The organism is Rhodococcus sp. 15-2388-1-1a (genome assembly GCF_002259145.1).
GTDB lineage: Bacteria > Actinomycetota > Actinomycetes > Mycobacteriales > Mycobacteriaceae > Rhodococcoides.
Window position 1 is genome coordinate 1 of record NZ_NPFP01000014.1, and the last position, 1,157, is coordinate 1,157.

The 1,157-nt window shown below is 64.6% G+C and carries 3 protein-coding genes; all 3 read right to left on the reverse strand.

What is annotated here, in order from left to right:
* Positions 1–633 (reverse strand): biotin carboxylase N-terminal domain-containing protein (locus tag CH302_RS09300; protein WP_303396303.1); only part of this gene is annotated, 633 nt, incomplete at its 3' end.
* Between the two features lie 14 nt (positions 634–647).
* Entirely contained in the window at positions 648–902 is a 255-nt protein-coding gene (locus CH302_RS09305) for an acyl-CoA carboxylase epsilon subunit (RefSeq protein WP_082323490.1), read from the reverse strand.
* A partial coding sequence (locus CH302_RS09310) for a carboxyl transferase domain-containing protein (protein WP_303396304.1) occupies positions 899–1,157 on the reverse strand: 259 nt, incomplete at its 5' end. The genes CH302_RS09310 and CH302_RS09305, both read right to left, overlap by 4 nt.

A 1,157-nucleotide genomic window follows, 5' to 3' on the forward strand; every position in this document is an offset into this window, starting at 1 on the left:
GAGGTAGCGCTCGACGAAGCATTCCCCGCGCCCGAACGCGGCGACGGCTTCGCGGGTGGCGGAGTCGAACAGTTCGGGGATTTCCTCGCGGGTGCGGGCGACTTTCATGCCGCGGCCGCCGCCACCGAACGCGGCTTTGATCGCGATCGGGAGGCCGTGTTCGTCGGCGAAGGCGAGGATCTCGTCGGCGTCCTTGACCGGTTCGGAGGTGCCGGGGACCGAGGGGGCTTTGGCGCGGGCGGCGATGTGGCGGGCGGTGACCTTGTCGCCGAGGTCGCGGATCGACTGCGGGGACGGTCCGATCCAGATCAGGCCGGCATCGATCACGGCCTGCGCGAACTCGGCGTTCTCGGAGAGGAATCCGTAGCCGGGGTGGATGGCGTCGGCTCCGGACTTGGCTGCGGCGTCGAGGATCTTGTCGATCACCAGATACGACTCCGCCGAGGTCTGCCCGCCGAGCGCGAAGGCTTCGTCGGCAAGGCGTACGAACGGGGCATCGGCATCGGGCTCGGCATACACAGCGACACTGGCCAACCCGGCATCGGCGGCCGCCCGGATCACCCGCACCGCGATCTCACCACGATTGGCGACGAGAACCTTCGAGATTTTCTTATGGGAAGTCGAGGTGGTCATGTACTGAAATTCCTTTACTGGCCATATCGGGCATTGACGAAAAGAGCTGGGGCACTTGCAAGTCCGTATCGATGCAGATCCTCGGGGCGACCCCACAGATCCGATACCACCGGAGCTTCGGCGACAACGGACGACTGCGCCGCGGTCAGAACAGCAACAACGGCCGCGATGTCGGTGTCGGTCGGAGATCCGCGAAACGACCAACCAGACGACGCAGCAACATGATTCGCTTCTGCGCTCACTGCGTCGTGATTCGCTTCGCCGCTCATAGGGGGATGTTTCCGTGTTTCTTGGGTGGGAGGGTGACTTGTTTGCGTTCGAGGAGTCGCAGGGCGGTGACGATCTGGCCGCGGGTGTGGCTGGGGGGTATGACGGCGTCGAGGTAGCCGCGTTCGGCGGCGATGTACGGGTTGACGAGGGTGTCCTCGTATTCCTGCTGCAGTGTCAGGCGGAGAGCGTCGACGTCTTCACCGTTCTTCGCTGCCTCGAGCAGTTGTTTGCGGTAGACGAACCCGACGGCACCC

Coding starts and splice junctions, on each gene's coding strand:
- CH302_RS09305 (WP_082323490.1), bottom strand. CDS start 902: ATGAGCGGCGAAGCGAATCACGACGCAGTGAGCGCAGAAGCGAATCAT.